Genomic DNA, 19833 nt, shown 5'->3' with positions numbered 1-19833 from the left:
GTCGCACGCGACCGGTCAGACGTCATCGTGGATGATCTCGATGCGACGCAGTGATGGCACGAGCGGGGCCAGGAGCATCGCCGCCGCCGCGACCCCGCCCCCGGTGACAGCGACCGTCGCCGCCCCGAATGCCGCCGCGAGGACCGGCGCGGACATCTGGCCGACGGGCAGGGACACCGTCGACCAGAACTCGTCATGAGCGCCGACTCGGGACAGGAGACGCTCGGGAATGTTGGTGTAGTTGACGGTTTCCCAGACGACGGTGAAGAACTCGACGGCCACCCCGGTCAACAGCGACGCCGCGGCCAGCCAGAACGTGTCCGCGCCGGCGCCCAGCAGCACGAGCGGGAGGGTAGCCAGCGCCATCGAGAACAGCGCCGGCGTCATCGGCCGCCGCGTCAGCCGCACCTTGACCAGCACCACGCTGGCAAGCAGCGCCCCGACACCCTGGGCGCTCAGCACCAGGCCCCAGCCCGCGGCGCCGACGGTGTCGTGTGCGATCACCGGGCCGAGGATCTGCCAGACGCCCCTGTTGGCCGCGTTGAACACGGCGAAGGCCAGCGTCACCGACCAGATCCACGGCCGGGACGTGAAGTATCGCCAGCCCTCCCTCATGTCGGCGAGCATCGTGGGGCCGTCCTTGCCGCGCGGCGCCGGCGCGGGCAGCGAGATCCGGGAGAAGCAGGCGACCGCCAGCAGGAAGGAGGCGGCGTCCGCGGCGATCGCCCAACCGCCGCCGACCGAGGCGGTCAGCAGGCCGGCGGCGGTCGGACCGAGAATTCGCGTGACGTTCCTGGCCGAGGCCAGCAGGGAGCTGGCCGTTTGCAGGTCGCGCCCGGTTGCGAGGTTCGAGACGATGCCGCGCAGCGCGGGTGTCGTCAGCCCTTGGAACACGCCGTTGCCGGCGGCCAGCGGCAGCAGCAGCGCCGGGTGCTGATGGGTCAGGAGCAGGGCCGCGACGCCGGCCTGGGTGACGCCCGCGCCGAGACCGGTGAGGCGCAGCACGGAGTCGCGGCGGTAGCGGTCCGCGATGCCGCCGCCGAAGAGCATCGTCGCGACCGTCGCCACCAGGGCCGAGGCGGTGACCGCGGACAGCCAGGCCGCGCTGTAGGTGATCGCAAGGACCCCGAAGGCCAGGGCGACCGGCGACATGAAACTGCCGGCCATGGAGATCGAGAGGCCGGCGAAGAACCACCGGAAGGCCGGTGAGCGCAGAGGCCCTCCGGAAGCGGCTGCTGCCTTCGGCACGGGATGCCACGCTGCCAGCCCCGGCCGGATGCATCAACCCGGTTTCCCCACAGCTGCCGGCCGGCCCTATGCGGCGTCGCCGGCCACCCAGTCCGGATGCGCCGCGACGAATGCCGGCAGGGTGTCCTCGCGCACGGCGCTGAACAGCTGCAGGCTGGTGTCGCTGAGAATCTCGGTGTCCTGGCCGTTGATGACCTCGGAGTTGAAGGTGCCGCCGTTGGTCTTCAGCATGGTCAGGGAGCCGGAGCGGATGTCGCGCAGCGCGAAGATCCAGTCGGCGATGGAGATCCCCCCGCTGTCGAAGGTCAGCGCCTGACCGGCGGCGCGCAGCACCTGGTCCAGCTTGCCGGGGCTGGTGAGCACGCCGCTGCCGGTGGCCTGCTTCAGGACCGCCTTGATGAACTGCTGCTGGTGGCGCTGCCGCCCGTAGTCCCCGTCCGGGAGCAGCTCGCGCTGCCGCACGTAGTCGAGGGCCTGCCAGTCGGCCAGGTGCTGACAGCCCGGCTGGTACACCTGCGGGGTGACCCCGGGGACGGCAACCGGCCCGTCCTCGGTCATGTCGTACGGCATCTGGTACCGCCCATGGGCGTCATGGCCGATGTGGACCGAGACGGTCCGCTCGTCCACGCACATGTCCACCCCGCCCAGGGCCGCGACCAGCGACTTGAACCCGGCGAAGTCGACGATCGCCCCGCCGTTGAACGAGATCCCGGTCAGCTGCTTGATCGTCAACGCGAGCAGCCCGAACCCGCCCGCCCGGCCGGCGCCGTTGCCGAAGCCGTCGGGGAACGCCGCGTTGACCTTGGCGTGGCCGCCCTCGAACCCGCTCCTCGGATAGGGCGGGATCGACACGTACGAGTCCCTGGGCACCGAGACCAGGTAGGCGGCGTCGTGACTCGCCGGGATGTGCACGATCATGATCGAGTCCGCGTTGTGGTCGACGTCCGGGCTGTCGTCGCGCTGGTCGATGCGCTGGTCGATGCCGACCAGCAGCAGGTTGATCGGCCCGTCGATGCTGACGTGCGGGTCCGCCGCGTCGCCGAGCAGGTTCTCCTGGCCGATCGCGGCGGTGTAGCGGTTCAGCAGCGCCCGGGAACCGGCGAGTGCGGCGGCGCTGACCAGCACGAGCAGCACGCCGACGACGACCAGCACACGGGCCCAGCGCCGGGGCCGGCGAGGCTGCTTCGGACGCGGCGGACGCCGCCGGCGCGGTGGGTCTGCGGGCCGGTCGGCGGCCGTTTCGCGTGGCGGGACGCTGGCTCGCACCACCGCCCGCCCACGGGCCCGACCGGCGCCTGCATCAGGAATTGGATCGCCCATACCGTCTCTGTCCTCGAGCCGGGCCGGCCGCGAACCGGAGCGCCGGGGGCCGTGCCATCTGCGTGACATCGCAAGCGTAAGAGGCACGCACCGGGCCAGGCGACGGATCGGCAGGTGATAGCGCAGGTGGAGCGGCCGCACACCCCGCAAAGTCACCTCGGCCCGCCCGGCGCGCCGCGTTTACCGGGAACCGGTCGGGTACAGGCGCGCTCGAACATCCCGCAGTTGAGGCCGGCGTTCGATGCCTCGAGCCGGTCCGGTGATCGGCGCGTGTCGCGGGGCGAGGGGAAGGAAGATCGTTGGTCGTCGACGCGGGAAAACGCAGCGTCATGGGGGTTCTGGTCGATGTCATCGATTACGACACCGCGGTCGCGAGGGTGATCGCGGCCGCCCAGCAGCAGCGCCCGTTCATCCTGACCGCGCTGGCCGTGCACGGCGTGATGACCGGCTTGTCGGATCGGCGGCACAACGCCCGGCTCAATGCCTTCGACGTGGTCGCCCCGGACGGCCAGCCGGTACGGTGGGCGCTGAACCTGCTGCACCAGGCCCGCCTGCGCGACTGGGTGAGCGGCCCGGAACTGACCCTCCGGGTGCTGCGGCGCGCGGCCGACGAGGGGTTGCCGGTCTACCTCTACGGTTCCACGCAACGCACCGTCGACCGGCTGGTCGAGGCGTTGACCCGGACGATGCCGACGCTGCGTATCGCCGGTGCCGAGCCGTCGCGATTCCGCGACGCCGAACCGGGCGAGTATGCCCGCATCGCCGAGCGGATCAACGCCTCGGGGGCCCGTGTGGTCCTGGTCGGTCTCGGCTGCCCGCGGCAGGAGTCGTTCGTCCACGCGATGCGGCCGCTGCTCGCCATGCCGCTGCTGGCGGTCGGGGCCGCCTTCGACTACCACTCCGGCCGGCTGCGCTCCGCACCGCGCTGGATGCAGCGCAACGGCCTGGCCTGGCTGCTGCGGCTGGTCCTTGAGCCGCGCCGGCTGTGGCGGCGCTACCTGATCCTCGGACCCCGGTACCTCGTGCGGCTGTCCGCGCAGAAGGCCGGGCTGTGGGAGCCGTACGTCCCCGCGCCCTCGCACCGGCCGGTCGAACCCGCACCGGTCTGACCGCACCCGCCCCTGTTCACCGATCGACCGAGGCGGAGGATTCATGTGCGGAATCGCCGGCATGGTGCTGGCCAACGACACGCGTCCCGTGGACGAGGACCGGCTGCGCGCCATGTGCCGCAGCCTCGCGCACCGGGGCCCCGACGAGGACGGGTTCTTCCTCACCCCCACCGCCGGCCTCGCGGTGCGGCGCCTGGCCGTCATCGACGTGCTGCACGGCCGGCAGCCGGTGCGGTCCGAGGACGGCACCGTGCACGCGGTGCTCAACGGTGAGATCTACAACCACCACAGGCTGCGGCAGTACCTCGCCGCGCGCGGGCACACGTTTGCCTCCGGCAACGACGCCGAGGTGATTCCACATCTGTACGAGGAGTTCGGCACCGGCTTCGCGCGGCACCTGGAGGGCATGTTCGCCATCGCCCTGTACGACAGCGCCCGTCACCGCCTGGTCCTGTCCCGCGACCGGGTGGGCGTGAAGCCGCTGCACTACGCCGAGCGCGCCGACGGCCTCGTCTTCGGGTCCGAGATCAAGGCGGTCCTGTGCGCCCTTCCCGAGCGCACACCGGACCTCCAGGCGTTCAGCGCGTACCTGTCGCTCATGTACGTGCCCGCACCGCGGACGATGTACCGGGAGATCCGCAAGCTCGAACCCGGCACGACGCTCGTGTGGCAGGACGGCCGGTGCACCGCGCAGCGCTACTGGGCGCTCGCGGACGTGCCGCAGCGGCAGGATCTCACCGTCGCCCGTGCGGGGGCGATCCTGCGTGAGCTCCTGGTCAACACCGTCCGTCAGCAACTGGCGGCCGACGTACCGCTCGGCTTCTTCCTCAGCGGCGGCATGGACTCCGCCACCGTCGTCGCCGCCGCCCGGCGCGCCGAGCCCGATGCCAAGCTGAAGACGTTCTCGGTGGGCTTCTCCGACCGGTCCTACGACGAGCGGGACGGGGCCGCCCTCGTCGCGGACAGGTTCGGGACCGACCACACCGAGCTGCTGGTCGAGCCGGCGGCGCAGGACGTCGTGGACGGCATCCTGCCGGCCTTCGACGAGCCCTTCGCCGACCCGTCGATGGTGCCCACGTACTACCTGTGCCGGCTCGCCCGCCGGGACGTGACGGTGGCGTTGAGCGGCGACGGCGGGGACGAGCTCTTCGCCGGCTACCTCACCTACCAGGCCGACAGGTACGCCCGCTACTACCGCCACCTGCCGCGCGCGGTGACGACCGGGCTCGTGCCGAACCTGCTGCGGTACCTGCCACGCTCCAGCGCGCGGGCGAGCTTCGACTTCAAGGCGCGCCGCTTCGCCGAGAACGCCGTCGAGGAGCCCGGCCGCAGCCACTACCTGTGGCGGGTCGTCTTCCGGGAGGCGCACAAGGCGCGGCTGCTGGAGCCGGACGTGCTCGCCGAGCTGTGCGACACGTACGACACGCACGAGCCGCACTACGACGCCGGCGCCGGGTTCGACCGGCTGACCCGGTTCCAGTACACCGACGCCCACGTCTACCTGCCCGACGACGTGCTGACGAAGGTCGACCGGGTGAGCATGGCGCACTCCCTGGAGGTACGGGTGCCGCTGCTGGCCACGCCGATGCTCGAGTTCGCCTTCTCCCTGCCGGGCCGGATGAAGCTCCCGGGCCGGCAACCGAAGTGGCTGCTGCGTCAGGCGATGGCCGGCCTGCTGCCGCCACAGACGCTCGCCATGGGCAAGAAGGGCTTCAACGCCCCGCTGCCGCGATGGCTGCGCGGCGTGTACCGGCCGCTGGTCGGCGACTACCTGTCCCGCGACGTCCTGCGACGGCAGGGCTATCTGCGCTTCGACGCGGTCAACGAGATCGTCGAGCGCCACCTCAGCGGTGTGGCCGAACACGCCCGCGAGATCTGGATCCTGCTGCTGTTCACCATGTGGGCCGAGCAGGAGAAGGCATACCGATGACGACGACGGCGCCCGCCCGCTTTCCCCGGAGGTACAACAACCCGTGAGACACTGGGTGCTGCTCATCCCGCTGTTCCTGGCGTGCCTGCCCGCCGTCGTCCTCACCTCCTCGGTTCCCCCGCCGGCTCGGGCGTGGGCCTGCCGGATCGCCTTCGTCGTCACCGCGACGCTGATCGTCGCGCCGTGGATCTGGCTGCGGCTGGGCCACGACGTGCCGGCGCGGGCCGCCATGATCCTCATCACCGGGTCGTTCGCGGGCGGGATCGTGCTCAGCGGCGCCACCGCCGGGATCGTGGAGGACAACGCGCCACCGTCGCCCGCCGTCCAGCACGCGGTCCTGCGGTACCACACCGCCTGCACCGTGCGCCGGGAGCCGCGGGGCAAGCGGGTCCTGGACGTCGTCGGCGCCCTCGTCGGGCTCGCGCTCACGCTGCCGCTGTGGCCGATCATCGGACTGCTCATCTGGTTCGAGGAGCCGGGGCCGATCTTCTTCACCAAGAACTCCGTGGGCCGCGGCGGACGCACGTTCCGGCAGTTCAAGTTCCGCAGCATGCAGTACGGGGCCGAACGGCTCACCGGACCGGTCGTGTCGCCCGCGGGGGACCCGCGCACGCTGCGGGTCGGTCGCTGGCTGCGTCGCTGGCACCTCGACGAGCTCCCGGAACTGATCAACGTGCTCAACGGCTCGATGGGCCTGGTCGGGCCGCGGCCGCTGCGTACCGTGCTCGTCGAGAAGCACCTCGAGGCGGTTCCCGGATACGCCGAGCGGCACACGGTACGGCCCGGCATCGCCTGCATCGCCCAGATCGAGAAGTTCCACATGCCGCCGCAGGAGCGGCTGGTGAAGGACCTCGCCTACATCGAGCACCAGAGCGTGCGGCTCGACCTGCAGCTGCTGGTCCGCGCGGTGCTGACCACGGCCCGCGGCGAGCGTCATTACGACGAGCCGGTGCTCGCCCCGCCGAGCCCCGTCACGGTGCCGGCGACCCGCAACGACGGACAGCTGCCGGGTCTGGTCGAGCATGCCAGCCGTACCCAGGACGCCTGAGCGGATGCGCCGCCCGCAGGGGTTGCGGGGCGCCTCCCGGTTCGTCGGCGCCGGCCTGCTCGACCAGCTGGTGATCGCCGCGGCGAACTCGGCGAACACGCTGCTGGGCGGAATCCTGCTGCCGAAGGCCCGCTTCGGCGCGCTCGCGCTGGCCCTCGCCGTCGGCTACCTCGCGATGTACCTCAACCGGGCCGTCGTCGGCGACGTCCTGCTCGCCCTGGCCTCCCGCTACGACGGCGACCCCCGGGACCGCCTGGCCCGCAACGGCCTGGCCACCGCGCTGTGCTCCGGAGTGGTGACCACCGCCGTCTTCGCCGCGCTCTGGGCGGCCTGGCCCAGCCGCGGCCAGATCGACCTGCGCGAGCTCGTCTGGCTGGCCCCGTTCATGGTCCCGATCATGCTGCACGACACCGCCCGCTGCGACTATCTCGCCGACCGCCGCCCGGACAAGGCCCTCGGCATCGACCTCGTCTGGGCCGGCACCCAGGCCGCGCTGGTCGCCCTCATGATCGCCACCCACCACGCCGGCGCCGGCGGCCTGCTAGCCGTCTGGGGTCTCGGCGCGACCGCGGGCGCGACGGTCTACCTGCTGCGCGAGAAGCGGCTGCCGTGGCGGGGCAATCCGCTCGCCTGGCTGGCCGAAACCCGCCATCTCTCCGGCTGGTTCACCATCACCGCCATCGTCGCCCAGTTCCACGTCCTGGCCATCAGCTTCACCGTCGCCGGCCGCCTGTCGAAGATCGACCTGGGTAACTTCCGCTTCGTGCAGACCGTCCAGCTCCAGCCGGTCCAGAACCTGGTCACCGCGATCAGCAGCCTGGTCACCCCGCGGGCCTCCCGCCACGCCGCCGAGGCCGCCAGACCCGCCCCCGAGGGCACCGCCGCCGCCGCGACCCTGCGCCGCCAGACCCGCCGGCTGGCCGTCGCCTTCGCCGCCCTCGGCGCGCTGATGGTGCTCGTGGTCTGGCCGGTGGTCTCGTACGTCCTGGTCCACACGCACAAGTTCGCCGAGGCCGCCCCGCTGGCCCTGCCGATCGCCCTGCAGGGCGCGATCTACCTGGTGCAGGTGCCGTTCACCGCCGCGATGCGCGGCATGCACCAGGCCCGGGGGCTGTTCGTGCAGTACGTCGTCTTCGCCGTCGTCTCCCTCAGCGGCCTCGCCCTCGGCGCCGGCTGGGGCGGCCTGCACGGCGCCGCCTGGGGCCTGCTCATCGGCTCCGCCGCCGGCCTGATCTGCATGCTGGTCCTCTACGCCAACACGGTGCGGCGGCTCGGCCCGCCGCTCGCGACGCCGACGCCGGCCCGCGTGGAGGCCCCGCAGAACGCCTAGCCCACGGGCCCGGGGATCAGACGGGCGTGCCTGCGGGGACCGTGTGCTGGTGTGCCACCGCGTCGCCGCGGGGATGGTCGGGCAGGTTCCGGTCGGCGTGGTCGGCGTGGAACAGCGCCTCGGCGAGCAGGGCGCGCACGTGGGTGTCGGCGGCGGAGTAGTGCACGAACGTGCCTTCCCGGCGTCCCCGGACCAGCCCGGCGAGCCGCAGCTTGGCCAGGTGCTGACTCACCGCCGTCGGGGCGGCGCCGACGAGTTCGGCGAGGCAGGCCACCGACGACTCGCCCTGGAGGAGGGCCCACAGGATCTTGATCCTGGTGGGGTCGGCGAGCAGCCGGAACCCCTCGGCGGCGAGGTGGACCTGCTCGTCGTTCGGCATCTGAAAGTCGGGCAGCTCGGTGTGCACCCGACCAGCGTAACCGCATCCTCCGTATTCGTCTGCTCATCTGCCTGGCTATCTGCATGCCTACGCAGGTACTGTTGTCCCCCGTGACCATGACGTCGACACGACCACCCGCCACGGCGCCGGCCGGGCTGACCTCCGGCCGGCCGCGCCGTCTCGGCGCGCGCATGTGGGCACTGGCGGAGATCCGCTGGGCGGCGATCGCCACGGTGCTCTTCGCCGCGGGCGGCCTGACGCAGCTGGCCGGGGCCCCGGCGCCGGTGTGGTGGACCCTGTACCTGGCCTGCTACGTCACGGGCGGGTGGGAGCCGGCCCTCGCCGGCCTACGGGCGCTGCGGGAGCGCACCCTCGACGTGGATCTGCTGATGATCGTCGCCGCGATCGGGGCGGCCGCGATCGGGCAGGTCTTCGACGGGGCGCTGCTCATCGTCATCTTCGCCACCTCGGGCGCGCTCGAGGCGTTCGCCACCGCCCGGACCGCCGACTCCGTCCGAGCCCTGCTCGACCTGGCCCCGCAACGGGCGACCCGGCTCGACCCCGACGGCACCGCGACGGTGGTCCCCGCCGCCGCCCTGCGGGTCGGTGACCTGGTTCGAATCCGGCCGGGCGAGCGTATCGGGGCGGATGCGGTGGTCGTCGCCGGAAGCAGCGACGTGGATCAGGCCACCATCACCGGTGAGCCGCTGCCGGTGGCGAAGACCTCCGGTGACGAGGTGTTCGCCGGCACGCTCAACGGCACCGGCGCGCTGACCGCCCGGGTGCACCGAGCGGCCGGCGACTCGGTCGTCGCCCGGATCGTGGCCATGGTCGAGCAGGCGTCCGCGACGAAGTCCCGCACGCGGCTGTTCATCGAGAAGGTCGAGCAGCGGTACTCCATCGGCGTCGTCGTCGCCACCCTCGCCCTGTTCGCGATCCCGCTGCTGTTCGGCGCCGACCTGCGGTCCACCCTGCTGCGGGCGATGACGTTCATGATCGTCGCGTCACCGTGCGCGGTCGTGCTGGCCACCATGCCGCCGCTGCTGTCCGCGATCGCCCTCGCCGGCCGCCGTGGCGTGCTCGTCAAGTCCGCCGTCGTGATGGAACAGCTCGCCGATACCACCGTCGTCGCCTTCGACAAGACCGGGACTCTCACCACCGGCGCGATCCGCGTCGCCGGCATCCACCCCGCCACCGGCTCCGGGCTCGACGAGAGGGGCCTGCTGCGGCTCGTGGCCGCCGTCGAGACGCACAGTGAGCACCCCCTCGGCGCGGCCATCGTCGGGGCCGCACGGGAACGCGGCCTGGACATCCCGCCCGCCGAAGGCTTCCGGGCCACGCCCGGGCACGCCGTCGAGGCGATCGTCGGCGGCCGCCACGTCCGAGCCGGCAAACCCGCCCTGTCCGGCGCCGCCGACCCGGGCCGCGCGGACGTGCGGCGGGTTGTCACCGACGCCCACGACGCGGGGCGCACCGCGGTCGCCGTCGTCGTCGACGGTGCACCGGCTGGCGTGGTCGTTCTCGCCGACCAGCTCCGTCCCGAGGCCGCGGCCACCGTCGCGGCCCTGGGCGTGGTCACCGGCACCCCGCCGGTCCTGCTCACCGGCGACAACGCCGGCGCCGCGCGCCGTCTCGCCGCCGACACCGGCATCACTGACGTCCACGCTGCCCTGCTGCCCGAGGACAAGGTCGAGCGGGTCCGCGCCATGCGGCAGCAAGGGGAGCGGGTGATGGTCGTCGGTGACGGCGTCAACGACGCTCCCGCCCTGGCCACCGCCGACCTCGGCGTCGCCATGGGCCGCCACGGTTCCGACCTGGCCCTCACCAGCGCCGACGCGGTCCTGGTCCGCGACGACCTCGCCGCCCTGCCTCCGCTGATCGCCCTGTCCCGCCGGGCCCGCCGGGTCGTCGCCGCGAACCTCGTCATCGCCGGTACGTTCATCACCGTCCTCGTGGCGTGGGACCTCCTCGGTCACCTGCCGCTACCGCTCGGGGTCGCCGGGCACGAGGGCTCCACCGTGATCGTCGGCCTGAACGGGCTGCGCCTGCTCACCGACGCCACCTGGCGCCGCGCAAGCCGAAACGCGGCCGCATGAGCCGCCGGGCCTCCGCCCCGGTCAGCTGGGCCGGCGGTACCCCGTGATGGGCCGGCCTTCGAGCTTCGCCATGCGGACGTAGTCGCCGGTGGTCGGGGCGTGGACCATCCAGCCGCCGCCGACGTAGAGGCCCACGTGGTGCAGGTCGCTGTAGAAGAACACGAGGTCGCCGGGGCGTAGGTCGGCCTTCGCGACCGATTTCGCGTCCTCCCACTGCCACTTGGTGTAGTGCCGCAGGCTCACCCCGGCGGCGGCCCAGGCGGCCATGGTCAGTCCGGAGCAGTCGTAGCCCTTGGGTCCGGTGGCGCCCCAGATGTAGGGCTTGCCGATGAGCTCGCACGCCTTCTTCGCGGCCGTGCCGCCGGCGCCGCCGAGGTAGTCGACGGGGCAGGCGACCGGTTTCAGCGTGCCGGTGGCGCCGCTGGAGCCGTACGCCTGCTGCCGGAGTTTCTGCAGTTCGGAGATCTTTCCCTCGATCTGCGTCTTCTTCGCGGCGAGTTCCTTGTCCTGGGTCGTCTGCTGGGCGATGAGGGCGTCGAGGGCCTGCTTGTCGGCGGCGAGCCGGTCGCGGGTCGCGGCGACGTCCTGGATCTGGGCCCGCTCGTTGCGGGCGATGGCGTTGACGACCGTGAGCTGGTCGAGGGTGTCGGTCGGGGTGCTGCCGGAGAGCAGGACCTGCATGGTGGTGACGCGGCCGATCTTGTACTGGCGGACGGCGATCTCGCTGATCTTGCCCATCGCCGCGTCGACCTGGTCCTGCAGCGGCTGGAGTTGTCGCTGCAGCTTCTCGGCCTTGGCCTGGTTGTCCTTGAGCTGCGTGTGGACCTGGTTGTACTGCTCGATGGTCGGCTCGAGCTGGTTCCACATCTCGTCGATCTGCTGCTCCAGCTCCGCGGGGGTCGGCTCGGCCTGGGCCGCCCCGGTGCCGGCCAGCAGCACCGCGACCACGGTCGCCGCGGCGACGAGGACCCTGTGCGGTGGCGGTGGGCAGATGCGCGGCATGTGGGCACGGCGGAACGGCACGTCCGCGAACCTTACGCACCGACGCACAGCCAGACAAGCCCATCTCCTAGCCGCAGTAGCAGATATACCGCGCGTATTGCCGCTCTGACCAAGGGTGCGTGCGGGTCAAACTAAGCTCCTTAGGAAATGAGGTCGTGGATGATGCCATGGCACGTTTTCGGGAGTCGGAGCTACTAAGCAAGATAGTAGTGTCCCTCGATGTCGGAGCCATTCCCTTGGTATGAAAGGACCACCCTGATGAGCGAGTACGGCGACTTCGACGGCGCGCACTTCGAGACCGGCCAGGAGTCGAGCGCGCTGGACCAGTTGCACCAGGCGTCGGGCAGTGAGCAGGACTACGACTCGCAGTTCGGCGTCTACGGCGAGGACCACAGCTCCGCCGAGTCCACCGACTTCCAGACCGGCAAGCACGTCGAGTTCGAGGGCGCGGACGGCAGCCGGTACGAGTCGACGGATTTCACGAACTACTCCAGCGACTCGGAGACGTCGGACTCGGTGTTCGCGGCCGAGGGCGGCGAGTCGGCCCACAGCGCGGACTTCTCGCAGCTGGACGCCATGCAGGCCCGGTTCGCGAGCACGTTCGCCGAGGGCACGCAGCTGAGCGCGGGCCCCGGCGACTCGGGCCTGTCCATCGCCTCCAACTGACGCCGCTGCCACCCGGGGGCTGTACTACTAGGCGAGTTAGTAGTACAGTCCCTTCCGGGTCGTGTCGGAGCCTGCCAATCCCCTTGGAAGTCGTGCCGGCACGACCCTTTGTGTGACCGTGAACTACATCGACAGCAGCGTCGGGGCCCAGGCGACGTACCGGTCGAACGCCGCCATCGCGGCCGGGGCGGCGAGGGCGGCGGCGGTCGCGGCCACGATCGCGGCGCGAACCGGCCACGACAGCGGCGCCGGCGGATCGAGCAGCCGATGCAGCCGCTCGAGGCTGTCGCCGCCGCGGGCGGCCAGGGCGCCGTCCGGCGCGCCGGAGGAGCCGGGCTGGGCCATGCTCACCAGGGCCCGGGCCAGGTCGATGCGGGCGGCACCGCGGGCCGCGGTGTCGTCGGCGCACAGCTCCACCAGCCGGTCCACCTGGCCGCGGCCGAGCGTGAAGCAGCGGGCCGGCGGGAACGCGGCCGCGAGCAGCCGCATCCAATGGGTGATCTCATAGTGGTGACCGGCGTGATGCGCGCGCTCGTGGGCGAGGACGGCGGCGAGCTCGGGGGCCCGGAGGCGCTCGACGGCGGCCGAGGTGAGCACGATCTCGGCCGCGCGGCCGGGCCGGCTGGGTCCGGGCAGGAGGTAGGCGGCGGGCTCGTCGTGGCGCACGATGCTGGCCCCGGGCAGCGGCGACGGCAGGCCGCCGAGCCGCACCGCGAGCCGCAGCTCGGCGCGGCGGGCCCGGGCGGCGATCACGAGGCGCCGGCCGTTGACGGCCAGCCGCCCGCCGAGCAGGACCAGGCCGAACAGGCCCGCCACGGCCGCCACCTGGGCCGCGCGGTCGTGGCGGCCCAGGAGAGCGTCGAGGCAGATGTGCCAGGCGCCCTTGACGAGATCGTGGGCGCGGTCCCAGTACAACAACAGCGTCAATGCGGTGAACACCGCCGACAGGAGCACCGCACCGGACCAGCCCAGCCACGCTGCGACGGCGAGCCGGGGCGCGCGGACGACCCAGCGCGCCGAGGCCAGCCGCGGCGCGGCGATGAGCGCCAGCGCCATGGTGAACGCGGCGAGGAGGAACGGGCTCACCGGCCGGCGATCCGGCGTTCGTAGGAGCGCAGCGCGGCCTGCAGGGCGGCGGCCTCGTCCAGGCTCATCCGCCCGACGAAGTGGGTCAGCGCCTCGATCCGGTCACCGCTGTCGACGAGGGCGTTGTGCATGGCCTGGGCGACGCACTGCTCGCGGGTGAGCGCGGGCGTGTAGCGATAGGCCCGGCCGTCCTGTTCGCGGGTGAGCCAGCCCTTGCGGTACAAGTTGTCGATCACGGTCAGCACCGTCGTGTAGGCGAGCTCGCGATGCCAGGCCAGCCCGTCGAGGGCCTCGCGGACCGTGGTCGGCTCGCCGCGCCTCCACAGCAGCTCCATGAGCGCCGCTTCCAGATCGCCGAACCCCTGCACGCACCCTCCCGCCGACGAAGCCCCATCGTATCCCAGATCAACTAATGCACATAGGAGTGCGCCCGGCCAGGCGCGCATACCCTTTCGGGGGATTTAATGGCGTGACTGTCGTGAACAGACTGAAGACCCTCAGTCGTGACCGGAACGGGATGACAAGTGAACACCGACTTGACCGAATCCGCAGCCATCGCCCTGCTGACTCGCCAGGCCGCACGGTTCACCAGCAGCAGCGACCGGTTCGGTTACCGCAAAGACCTGCACGACCTGCTGGCCGGGGCCGAGCGGAGGGTCAGGCGGCCGATGCGGCTGGCCGTCGTCGGCCGGATCAAGTGTGGCAAGTCGACGCTCGTCAACGCGCTGATCGGGCGCGGCCTGGCCAGCACCGGCACGACCGAGATGACGTTCACGGTCGCCGAGTACCGCCACGACGAGCGCGAGTTCCTGCGGGTGCACTACCGGGATGCGACCGGCCGGGCGCCGGCCGAGTTCGGGCTCGACGAGCTGCACCGGCTCAACGACCGCGACCCGGGCCGGCTGGACGAGTTGCGCAGCATCGATCACGTCGAGGTGCACCTGCCCGCCGAGCTGCTGACCGAGGTCGGGCTCCTGGACACCCCGGGTCTCGGCAGCGTGTACGGGGACGATTCGGCGAGCACCGAGCGCCTGCTGGCCACCATGGACCGCACCCTCGCCGACGTCGGCAAGGCCAGCGGCGAGGCGATGGCCCAGGCCGACGCGGTGCTCTATCTGTTCACCGACGATCTGGGCGGTCCCGACCTCGAGGTGGTGACCGGGTTCGTCGGCGGCGGCGACGGCTCCGAGCCGTTCAACTCGCTGCGGGCGTTCGGGGTGCTGAGCCGGTGCGACGGGAGCTGGGGGCCGCGGACCGCGGCCGTGGAGTACGACCCCTTCGGCCCGGCCCGGGCGAGGATCCGCGCGTTCCAGGACGACGACGACCGGATCGGCGAGCTCTTCCACACCGTGGTCCCGATCGCGGGGCTGCTCGCCGAGGGCGCGTTCCGGCTGGATGCCGGGCACCTGTCGGATCTGCGGGCGCTCAGCTCGAGCGGGCTGCCGGAGCTGGTGCGATGGTTGCGGGGTGAGCGCTCCTTCCTGGCCGAGGAGACCGACTGCCCGCTGCCGCTGTCCGCCCGGTCTGCGCTGGCGGCGGTGCTCGGCTGCTGGGGGGTGTTCCGGGCCTGCGTCCACCTCAAGGACGGCCGGTCCGACGAGGAGCTGCGGGCCGCGCTGGTCAGGGACAGCGGGGTCGCCGACGTCGTCGCGCTGGTGCGCGGTCACTTCGGGCGGCGCTCGACCCTGATCAAGCTCAACGCCCTGCTCGCCGAGGTCGAGCGGACCGTCGCCAGGCATCGGACCGAGGACGGCGGCCGCCCCGACGCGAATCTGACGGAGGTGACCAGGGCGGTGGCGGAGGTCCGCGAACGGGTCCTCGGGTTCGCCGACCTCGAGCTGCTCCGCGGCCTGCGGCAGCCCTCGGTCAGCCTGGGCCCGGGGGAGGCCGAGCGGGCGCGCCGCCTCGCCGGGGAGTTCGGCACCTCCTGCGCGCAGCGGCTCGGCCGTCCCGCCGGGACCCCGCCCGCCGCCTTCGCGGCCGTCGCCGATGAGGAGGCGGCGTACTGGCGGCGCCGCCTCAACGAGGACCTCAACGGCAACCCGACCCGGCACCTGCTGCGCACCCTGAGCCGGATCGCCGACGAGGTCGCGTACCGGGTCCACACGGCCGCGGACCTGCTCAGCGGCTACTGACCGATGCTCGTGACCGATGCTCTTGACCGAGGCTACCGATGGAGGCTTCCGCACGGATGAGGAGACGGTTGTGATGCTGCCGTTCCGGCGCCCGGCCCGCCCCAACCACCAGCTGCACCAGCTGGTGCGGGAGGCCGCGCTGCGGGCCGGGACGCCGGCGCCCGGCGAACCCCGCGACGACGACGAGCTGTTGCAGGTCGGCCGGCACGCCCTGGCGGTGCTCGCCGACGCGCTGGCCACGGCGCGGGCCGTGAGCCCGCCGCCCGCCGCGGCGCAGGGCTGGGACAGTGCGCCGGTCGCGCTCGAGCTGGCCGGGGTCCGCGAGCGGCTGCGGGACGTGTCCGACGGCACGAACGAGGTGTACACGTGGCTGCTGGACCGGCTCGACGTGGTGCTGGACGGCCTGCAGGTCACCGAGTTCGCCGACGACGGGCCGGTCGTCCCGCAGCGGCATCGGGTGGTGGGCACGACGCCGGGCGGACCGGCGGGCCGGATCGCCGCCACGGCCCGCCCGGGGCTGCGGCTCGGCGCCGGTGTGCTCCGCCCGCAGGACGTCGTGATCTACGAGAGGGAGGACGAGGCGCCATGACCGACCCGGTGAGGCTCAGGTTCGACGCGGTACGGGCGGTCGCGGCGGAGGCGGCCCGGCAGCTGCCGGACCCGCGGCTGTCCACGCTCGGCCTGTCCACGCTTGCGGCACCGGCCTGCACGGTCGTCGCGTTCGGCAGCTTCGACCGCGGCAAGTCGACGATGCTGGCCGCCCTCGTCGCGGACCGGGCACTGTTCCCGCACGAGGCGGCGGAGAACACGGCGGTCGCCACCACCGTGTACTTCGGCCGTCAGGCGCGGGCCTTCGTGCGGATCGCGGACGGCTCGCAGGTGCGCGAGCGGGAGATCGATGTCGACAAGCTGAGCCGGTACGTGAGCGAGCAGTCCCGGCGCGGGGCCGCCGACGACGTGGTCGAGATCCAGATCCGCAGCCCGCAGCCGCTGCTCGCAGCCGGTCTGGTCCTGGTCGACACGCCGGGCATCCTGAGTCGCAACCCGGCGCACAACGCCATCGCGCACCGCCGTGCCCGCGAGGCCGACGTGCTGCTGGTCGCGGCCGCCGTCGATCGCCCGTTGACGAAGGACGAGCTGGACGAGCTCGCCCGCATCGGCCGGGGTCCGCGGTTCGTGCTGGTCGTGACCAAGGTGGACAGGGCGAGCCGGGCCGCCACCGCGGCGTACGCGAGGGAGAACGCCGACCGGGTCGCGCAGGCGACCGGCCGGCCCGCGGGCAGCGTCCCGGTCGCCGAGGTCACCGCCGAGGAGGCCCTGTACCTGACGGCCGACGGCGGGGGCGGCGAGGAGGACACCGGCATTCCGGGGCTGCGGCGGATGCTGCTGGCCGAGGCGGCCACGCTGCTCGCCGCGAAACTCGACGCCGCCGCCGACCTCCTGGACACCGTTCTGGCGGAGATCGCGGCGGCGGCCGGGGAACGCCTGACCGCGCTGCGGGCCCAGGTGGACGACGCCGCGGCGGTGGCCCGCCGCTCGGACGAGCTGCGGGCCCGGCTGGCCCGCCTCGACCACGCGATCGCACGCGCGCCGGACGAGCTCACGCAGCGCTGCCGGGCGGCGGCCGACCGCGTGGACGCCGAGCTGACCGACCAGCTTCGGCTGCTCAAGGGCCAGATCCGGGCGGAGCAGGGACTGTACTCCCCGCGGCTGGACCCCCAGACGTACGCCGCCAACTTCGCCGAGCGGATCCTGCGGCTGCGCGAGGACGCGGACGCCGCGCTGACCAACGCGGTCCTGAAGGTGTGGGCCGGCTGGGCCGCCGAGTCGGGCCTCGACCTCGACCTCGACCCTGGCGCCGCCGACGATGTCGCCGGTGTGCGGGCCGGCAAGCGCTGGGAGGTGGTGACCCGGCTGGTCGACGACCGGCCGGTGCTCACCTTCGCCGCTATCAGGGCCGGCGCGGTCAACGGCCGGACGCTGGCGATCACCGGCGGGGCGATCGGCGGCATGGTCGGCGGCGTCGTGACGTTCTTCGCCCCCGGCCTCGGGGTGCTGCCCGGCGCCGCCGTCGGCGCGCTGCTGGGCCACCTGGTCGGGTGGGCGTCGGGCATCCGCGACACGCTCCGCGAGGAGCGCCAGCGGTGGCGGGAGACCGGCCTCAACACCCTGAGCGGCCAGGCCCCGGCCTGGGTCGACGACCAGATCAAGCAGCATCAGGACTGGCTGGGCCGCAGCGGGCCACTGATCGCCGAGGCGGTGCGCGACGAGTTCATCCGGCAGGCCGGCGCCGCGCGCGACGAGGTGCTCGCCGAGCTGGACGCCGCCGATGCCGTCGCCGGCACCGGCGGTGCGGACCCGGCGGCGCTGCGACGCCTGGCCGACGAACAGCAACGGCAGCGGGAGGCGGCGCTCCGGCTGGCGGCCGAGCTTCGGGACGCGCGGAACGGGGCCGCCGGGTGAGCGGCCGTCTCGTCTACGCCATCGACTTCGGCATGACCACCTCGTCGCTGGCCGTCCAGACCGGCGACGACGAGCCGCGGCTGGTGACCGACCCGGCGTCACCGGCCCGGAGGATCACCGCGATCCCGACCGCGGTCTGCCGCACCGGCGGCGAATGGCTGGTCGGCACCGCCGCGGTGAACGCCCGCCTGGCGGCGCCGGACGGGTTCGCCGACGAGTTCAAGCGCGACCTCGGCGGCGGCCGCACGTTCGTGCTCGGCGGCGAGCGGTACACCGCGGCCGACCTCACCACCGAGGTGCTGCGGTTCCTGCGCCGGCAGGCCGCCCGGCTCGTCACCGCCGAACCTGACGTGGTCGTGCTGACCGTCCCGAGCGTCTGGGAGCAGGGCTACCGGCAGGAGGCGCTGCGGCAGGCCGCGATCCAGGCCGGGTTCGCCGGTCGGACACTGCACATCGTGAAGGAGCCGGTCGCGGCCGTCGTCCATGCGCGGTCGCAGGGTGCCGTACCGGATGATCGGCCCTTGCTCGTGTACGACCTCGGCGGCGGGACGTTCGACTGTGCCGTGCTGGCGCCGCCGGAGGACCAGCGGCAGGCGCTCGTCCTCCCCGGCGGACTCGCCGACGTCGGCGGCGCGGAGTTCGACCGGATGATCCTGGCCGCGCTCCGCGGCGACGGGCGGCTGCCGGCCGGCGTCGAGACGCAGGCGTACGCGCTCGCCGCCTGCGAAAGCCTCAAGCGGCGGCTGTCGGACAGCGGCGTGGAGGTCGCCACCGAGCAGGTCCAGGGCTCGGCCGTCACCATCAGCTTCACCCGGGCCGAGCTGAACACGCTGATCCGCCCGGACCTGGAGCGGACGGTGCACGCGTCCGAGCAGGTCGGCCTGGTCGAGGACTGGGCCGCGCTGGGCGCCGTCGTCCTGGTCGGCGGGTCCAGCCGGATCCCGCTGGTCCGCGAGCTGCTCGAGGCGAAGGCGCCCGGCCGGGTCGTGACGGTGCCCGAGCCCGAGCTCGCGGTCGTGCGCGGGGCCGTCGCCGAGGCGCGCGCGATCGCCGGCGACGCCGACCCGGTGGCGGCGCCGTATCCGCCACCGCAGGCCCGCGCCGACATCGTGGGGGCGCCGACGGCCCGCGCGGCGGGCACCGCGCGGCCCGGCTGGGGCACCGCGGTCGCCGTGCTGGTCGTCTGGCTGCTCGGCGAGGCGGTCCGGGTGTGGCTGCGGCAGCAGTACGACCCGTGGAACCTCACCCCGCCCGCCCTCGCCGTGCTCGTCGCCGCCGGCACGCTCGTCGACCACCGGCGGCGTGACCGGCCCGCCGGGCGACGCCCCAGCATGTGGGTCGTCACGGTCGCGGGCGTCGCCGCGGCGTACGCGTTCCTCCAGATCGTCATCTACGTCTATCGCGCGGTCAGCGGCGGAAACCACACCGCCGACTGGATCGGCGCCGCCGCCGCGCTCGGCATCCTCATCGTCGCGGCCTGGGCTGCCGTTGCCCTCGGCGACGCCCGTACCGCGGCCGAGCGGGTGGCCGACCGGGAGGCCGACGCCGCAACGCTGGCCCAGCTCGCGCAGCGGCAATGGTTCGGACCCGGCGAGCAGCCCAAGGCGCCCTACCACCGGCTGCTCGCCTACTCGGCCGTCCGCATGCACGAACTCCCGGTGACCGGGGCGACGTCCTTCCACTACGCCATCTCGGCCGGCAACTTCGTCCTGCTCGTCCACGAGGCGACGGACGCCCGTGCCCGTCCGTCGCTGTCCGACCAGCTGCAGAGCTGGCGCACGCAGCTCGGCGGGACGGCCCGGGTCGAGGCGTTCGTCGTGCTCCCGGGCGGGCGCCCGCCCAGGCTGTCGAGCGTTGACCGCACCCGCTACGGCTACGAGCTGGCCACCGCCGCGACCTTCGTGGACCTCGTGTGGACCCTGTTCGCGGGCGAGACGACCGTGAGCTACCCGATCAACAGCGTCCTGCTGCGCCGGGCGGCCCGGTCGTCGTTGGTCGGTGCTTGACGAACTCGATCGCGC

16 protein-coding genes are annotated in these 19833 nt (G+C 73.0%); 10 read left to right on the top strand and 6 right to left on the bottom strand.

The genetic code is table 11. The features are described 5' to 3' along the window. Nucleotides 1-15: 15 nt before the first annotated feature. Nucleotides 16-1248, bottom strand: coding sequence for an MFS transporter (locus tag AC6JBM_RS19130; protein ID WP_497984940.1), 1233 nt, complete (start codon nt 1246-1248; stop codon nt 16-18). Between the two features lie 66 nt (nt 1249-1314). After that, a complete protein-coding gene (locus AC6JBM_RS19125) occupies nt 1315-2400 on the bottom strand; it encodes an LCP family protein (RefSeq protein WP_497984939.1) in 1086 nt (361 codons plus the stop codon). A 497-nt stretch (nt 2401-2897) separates the two neighbouring features. Here AC6JBM_RS19125 and AC6JBM_RS19120 point away from each other — a divergent pair, with 497 nt between their 5' ends. The 4 genes from AC6JBM_RS19120 to AC6JBM_RS19105 are packed head-to-tail and all read left to right on the top strand — an operon-like array spanning nt 2898 to nt 7985. Then, on the top strand, nt 2898-3677 hold the full coding sequence (locus AC6JBM_RS19120) for a WecB/TagA/CpsF family glycosyltransferase (protein ID WP_350611387.1): 780 nt from the start codon (nt 2898-2900) through the stop codon (nt 3675-3677). Nucleotides 3678-3720: 43 nt separating this feature from the next. Further along, nucleotides 3721-5607, top strand: coding sequence for an asparagine synthase (glutamine-hydrolyzing) (gene asnB / locus AC6JBM_RS19115; protein ID WP_497984938.1), 1887 nt, complete (start codon nt 3721-3723; stop codon nt 5605-5607). Between the two features lie 43 nt (nt 5608-5650). Further along, nucleotides 5651-6655 carry a sugar transferase gene (locus AC6JBM_RS19110; RefSeq protein WP_497984937.1) on the top strand — a complete coding sequence of 335 codons (1005 nt, stop codon included), beginning with the start codon at nt 5651-5653 and terminating at the stop codon, nt 6653-6655. Nucleotides 6656-6659: 4 nt separating this feature from the next. After that, a complete protein-coding gene (locus AC6JBM_RS19105) occupies nt 6660-7985 on the top strand; it encodes an MATE family efflux transporter (RefSeq protein WP_497984936.1) in 1326 nt (441 codons plus the stop codon). A 16-nt stretch (nt 7986-8001) separates the two neighbouring features. Here the strand turns inward: AC6JBM_RS19105 and AC6JBM_RS19100 are convergent, their stop codons facing one another. Next, complete coding sequence (locus tag AC6JBM_RS19100) at nt 8002-8391, bottom strand: ArsR/SmtB family transcription factor (RefSeq protein WP_497984935.1); 390 nt, start codon at nt 8389-8391, stop codon at nt 8002-8004. Between the two features lie 89 nt (nt 8392-8480). Here AC6JBM_RS19100 and AC6JBM_RS19095 point away from each other — a divergent pair, with 89 nt between their 5' ends. Further along, nucleotides 8481-10460, top strand: coding sequence for a heavy metal translocating P-type ATPase (locus tag AC6JBM_RS19095; RefSeq protein ID WP_497986491.1), 1980 nt, complete (start codon nt 8481-8483; stop codon nt 10458-10460). A 21-nt stretch (nt 10461-10481) separates the two neighbouring features. Here the strand turns inward: AC6JBM_RS19095 and AC6JBM_RS19090 are convergent, their stop codons facing one another. Further along, nucleotides 10482-11483 carry a C40 family peptidase gene (locus tag AC6JBM_RS19090; protein WP_497984934.1) on the bottom strand — a complete coding sequence of 334 codons (1002 nt, stop codon included), beginning with the start codon at nt 11481-11483 and terminating at the stop codon, nt 10482-10484. A gap of 237 nt (nt 11484-11720) precedes the next feature. Here AC6JBM_RS19090 and AC6JBM_RS19085 point away from each other — a divergent pair, with 237 nt between their 5' ends. Then, complete coding sequence (locus AC6JBM_RS19085) at nt 11721-12128, top strand: hypothetical protein (protein ID WP_497984933.1); 408 nt, start codon at nt 11721-11723, stop codon at nt 12126-12128. Between the two features lie 123 nt (nt 12129-12251). On the opposite strand, the gene AC6JBM_RS19080 is transcribed toward AC6JBM_RS19085, so the two are convergent. Together AC6JBM_RS19080 and AC6JBM_RS19075 are read right to left on the bottom strand one after the other, a co-directional pair. Beyond that, nucleotides 12252-13214, bottom strand: coding sequence for a M56 family metallopeptidase (locus AC6JBM_RS19080; protein ID WP_497984932.1), 963 nt, complete (start codon nt 13212-13214; stop codon nt 12252-12254). Then, nucleotides 13211-13582: a BlaI/MecI/CopY family transcriptional regulator gene (locus tag AC6JBM_RS19075; protein ID WP_497984931.1), complete on the bottom strand. Its 372-nt coding sequence runs from the start codon at nt 13580-13582 to the stop codon at nt 13211-13213. Before AC6JBM_RS19075 ends, AC6JBM_RS19080 begins: the two co-directional genes overlap by 4 nt. 168 nt (nt 13583-13750) lie before the next feature. On the opposite strand from AC6JBM_RS19075, the gene AC6JBM_RS19070 reads away from it, so the two are divergent. From AC6JBM_RS19070 to AC6JBM_RS19055, 4 genes are all read left to right on the top strand, one after another. Beyond that, nucleotides 13751-15349: a dynamin family protein gene (locus AC6JBM_RS19070; protein WP_497984930.1), complete on the top strand. Its 1599-nt coding sequence runs from the start codon at nt 13751-13753 to the stop codon at nt 15347-15349. A 70-nt stretch (nt 15350-15419) separates the two neighbouring features. Next, complete coding sequence (locus AC6JBM_RS19065) at nt 15420-15938, top strand: hypothetical protein (protein ID WP_497984929.1); 519 nt, start codon at nt 15420-15422, stop codon at nt 15936-15938. Further along, nucleotides 15935-17812, top strand: coding sequence for a dynamin family protein (locus tag AC6JBM_RS19060; RefSeq protein ID WP_497984928.1), 1878 nt, complete (start codon nt 15935-15937; stop codon nt 17810-17812). Before AC6JBM_RS19065 ends, AC6JBM_RS19060 begins: the two co-directional genes overlap by 4 nt. After that, nucleotides 17809-19818 carry an Hsp70 family protein gene (locus AC6JBM_RS19055; protein ID WP_497984927.1) on the top strand — a complete coding sequence of 670 codons (2010 nt, stop codon included), beginning with the start codon at nt 17809-17811 and terminating at the stop codon, nt 19816-19818. The genes AC6JBM_RS19060 and AC6JBM_RS19055 overlap by 4 nt, the downstream gene beginning before the upstream one ends. Nucleotides 19819-19833 lie beyond the last annotated feature (15 nt).

This window comes from Dactylosporangium thailandense, assembly GCF_059739745.1.
The sequence above is the reverse complement of the archived record's forward strand: the minus strand, read 5'-3'. Positions and strand labels throughout refer to the sequence as shown.

Bases quoted from the DNA above. Each gene is read 5' to 3' on its own strand.
- AC6JBM_RS19120 (WP_350611387.1), top strand. From the start codon at position 2,898: ATGGGGGTTCTGGTCGATGTCATCGATTACGACACCGCGGTCGCGAGG.
- asnB (WP_497984938.1), top strand. From the start codon at position 3,721: ATGTGCGGAATCGCCGGCATGGTGCTGGCCAACGACACGCGTCCCGTG.
- AC6JBM_RS19105 (WP_497984936.1), top strand. From the start codon at position 6,660: ATGCGCCGCCCGCAGGGGTTGCGGGGCGCCTCCCGGTTCGTCGGCGCC.
- AC6JBM_RS19095 (WP_497986491.1), top strand. From the start codon at position 8,481: ATGACGTCGACACGACCACCCGCCACGGCGCCGGCCGGGCTGACCTCC.
- AC6JBM_RS19085 (WP_497984933.1), top strand. From the start codon at position 11,721: ATGAGCGAGTACGGCGACTTCGACGGCGCGCACTTCGAGACCGGCCAG.
- AC6JBM_RS19060 (WP_497984928.1), top strand. From the start codon at position 15,935: ATGACCGACCCGGTGAGGCTCAGGTTCGACGCGGTACGGGCGGTCGCG.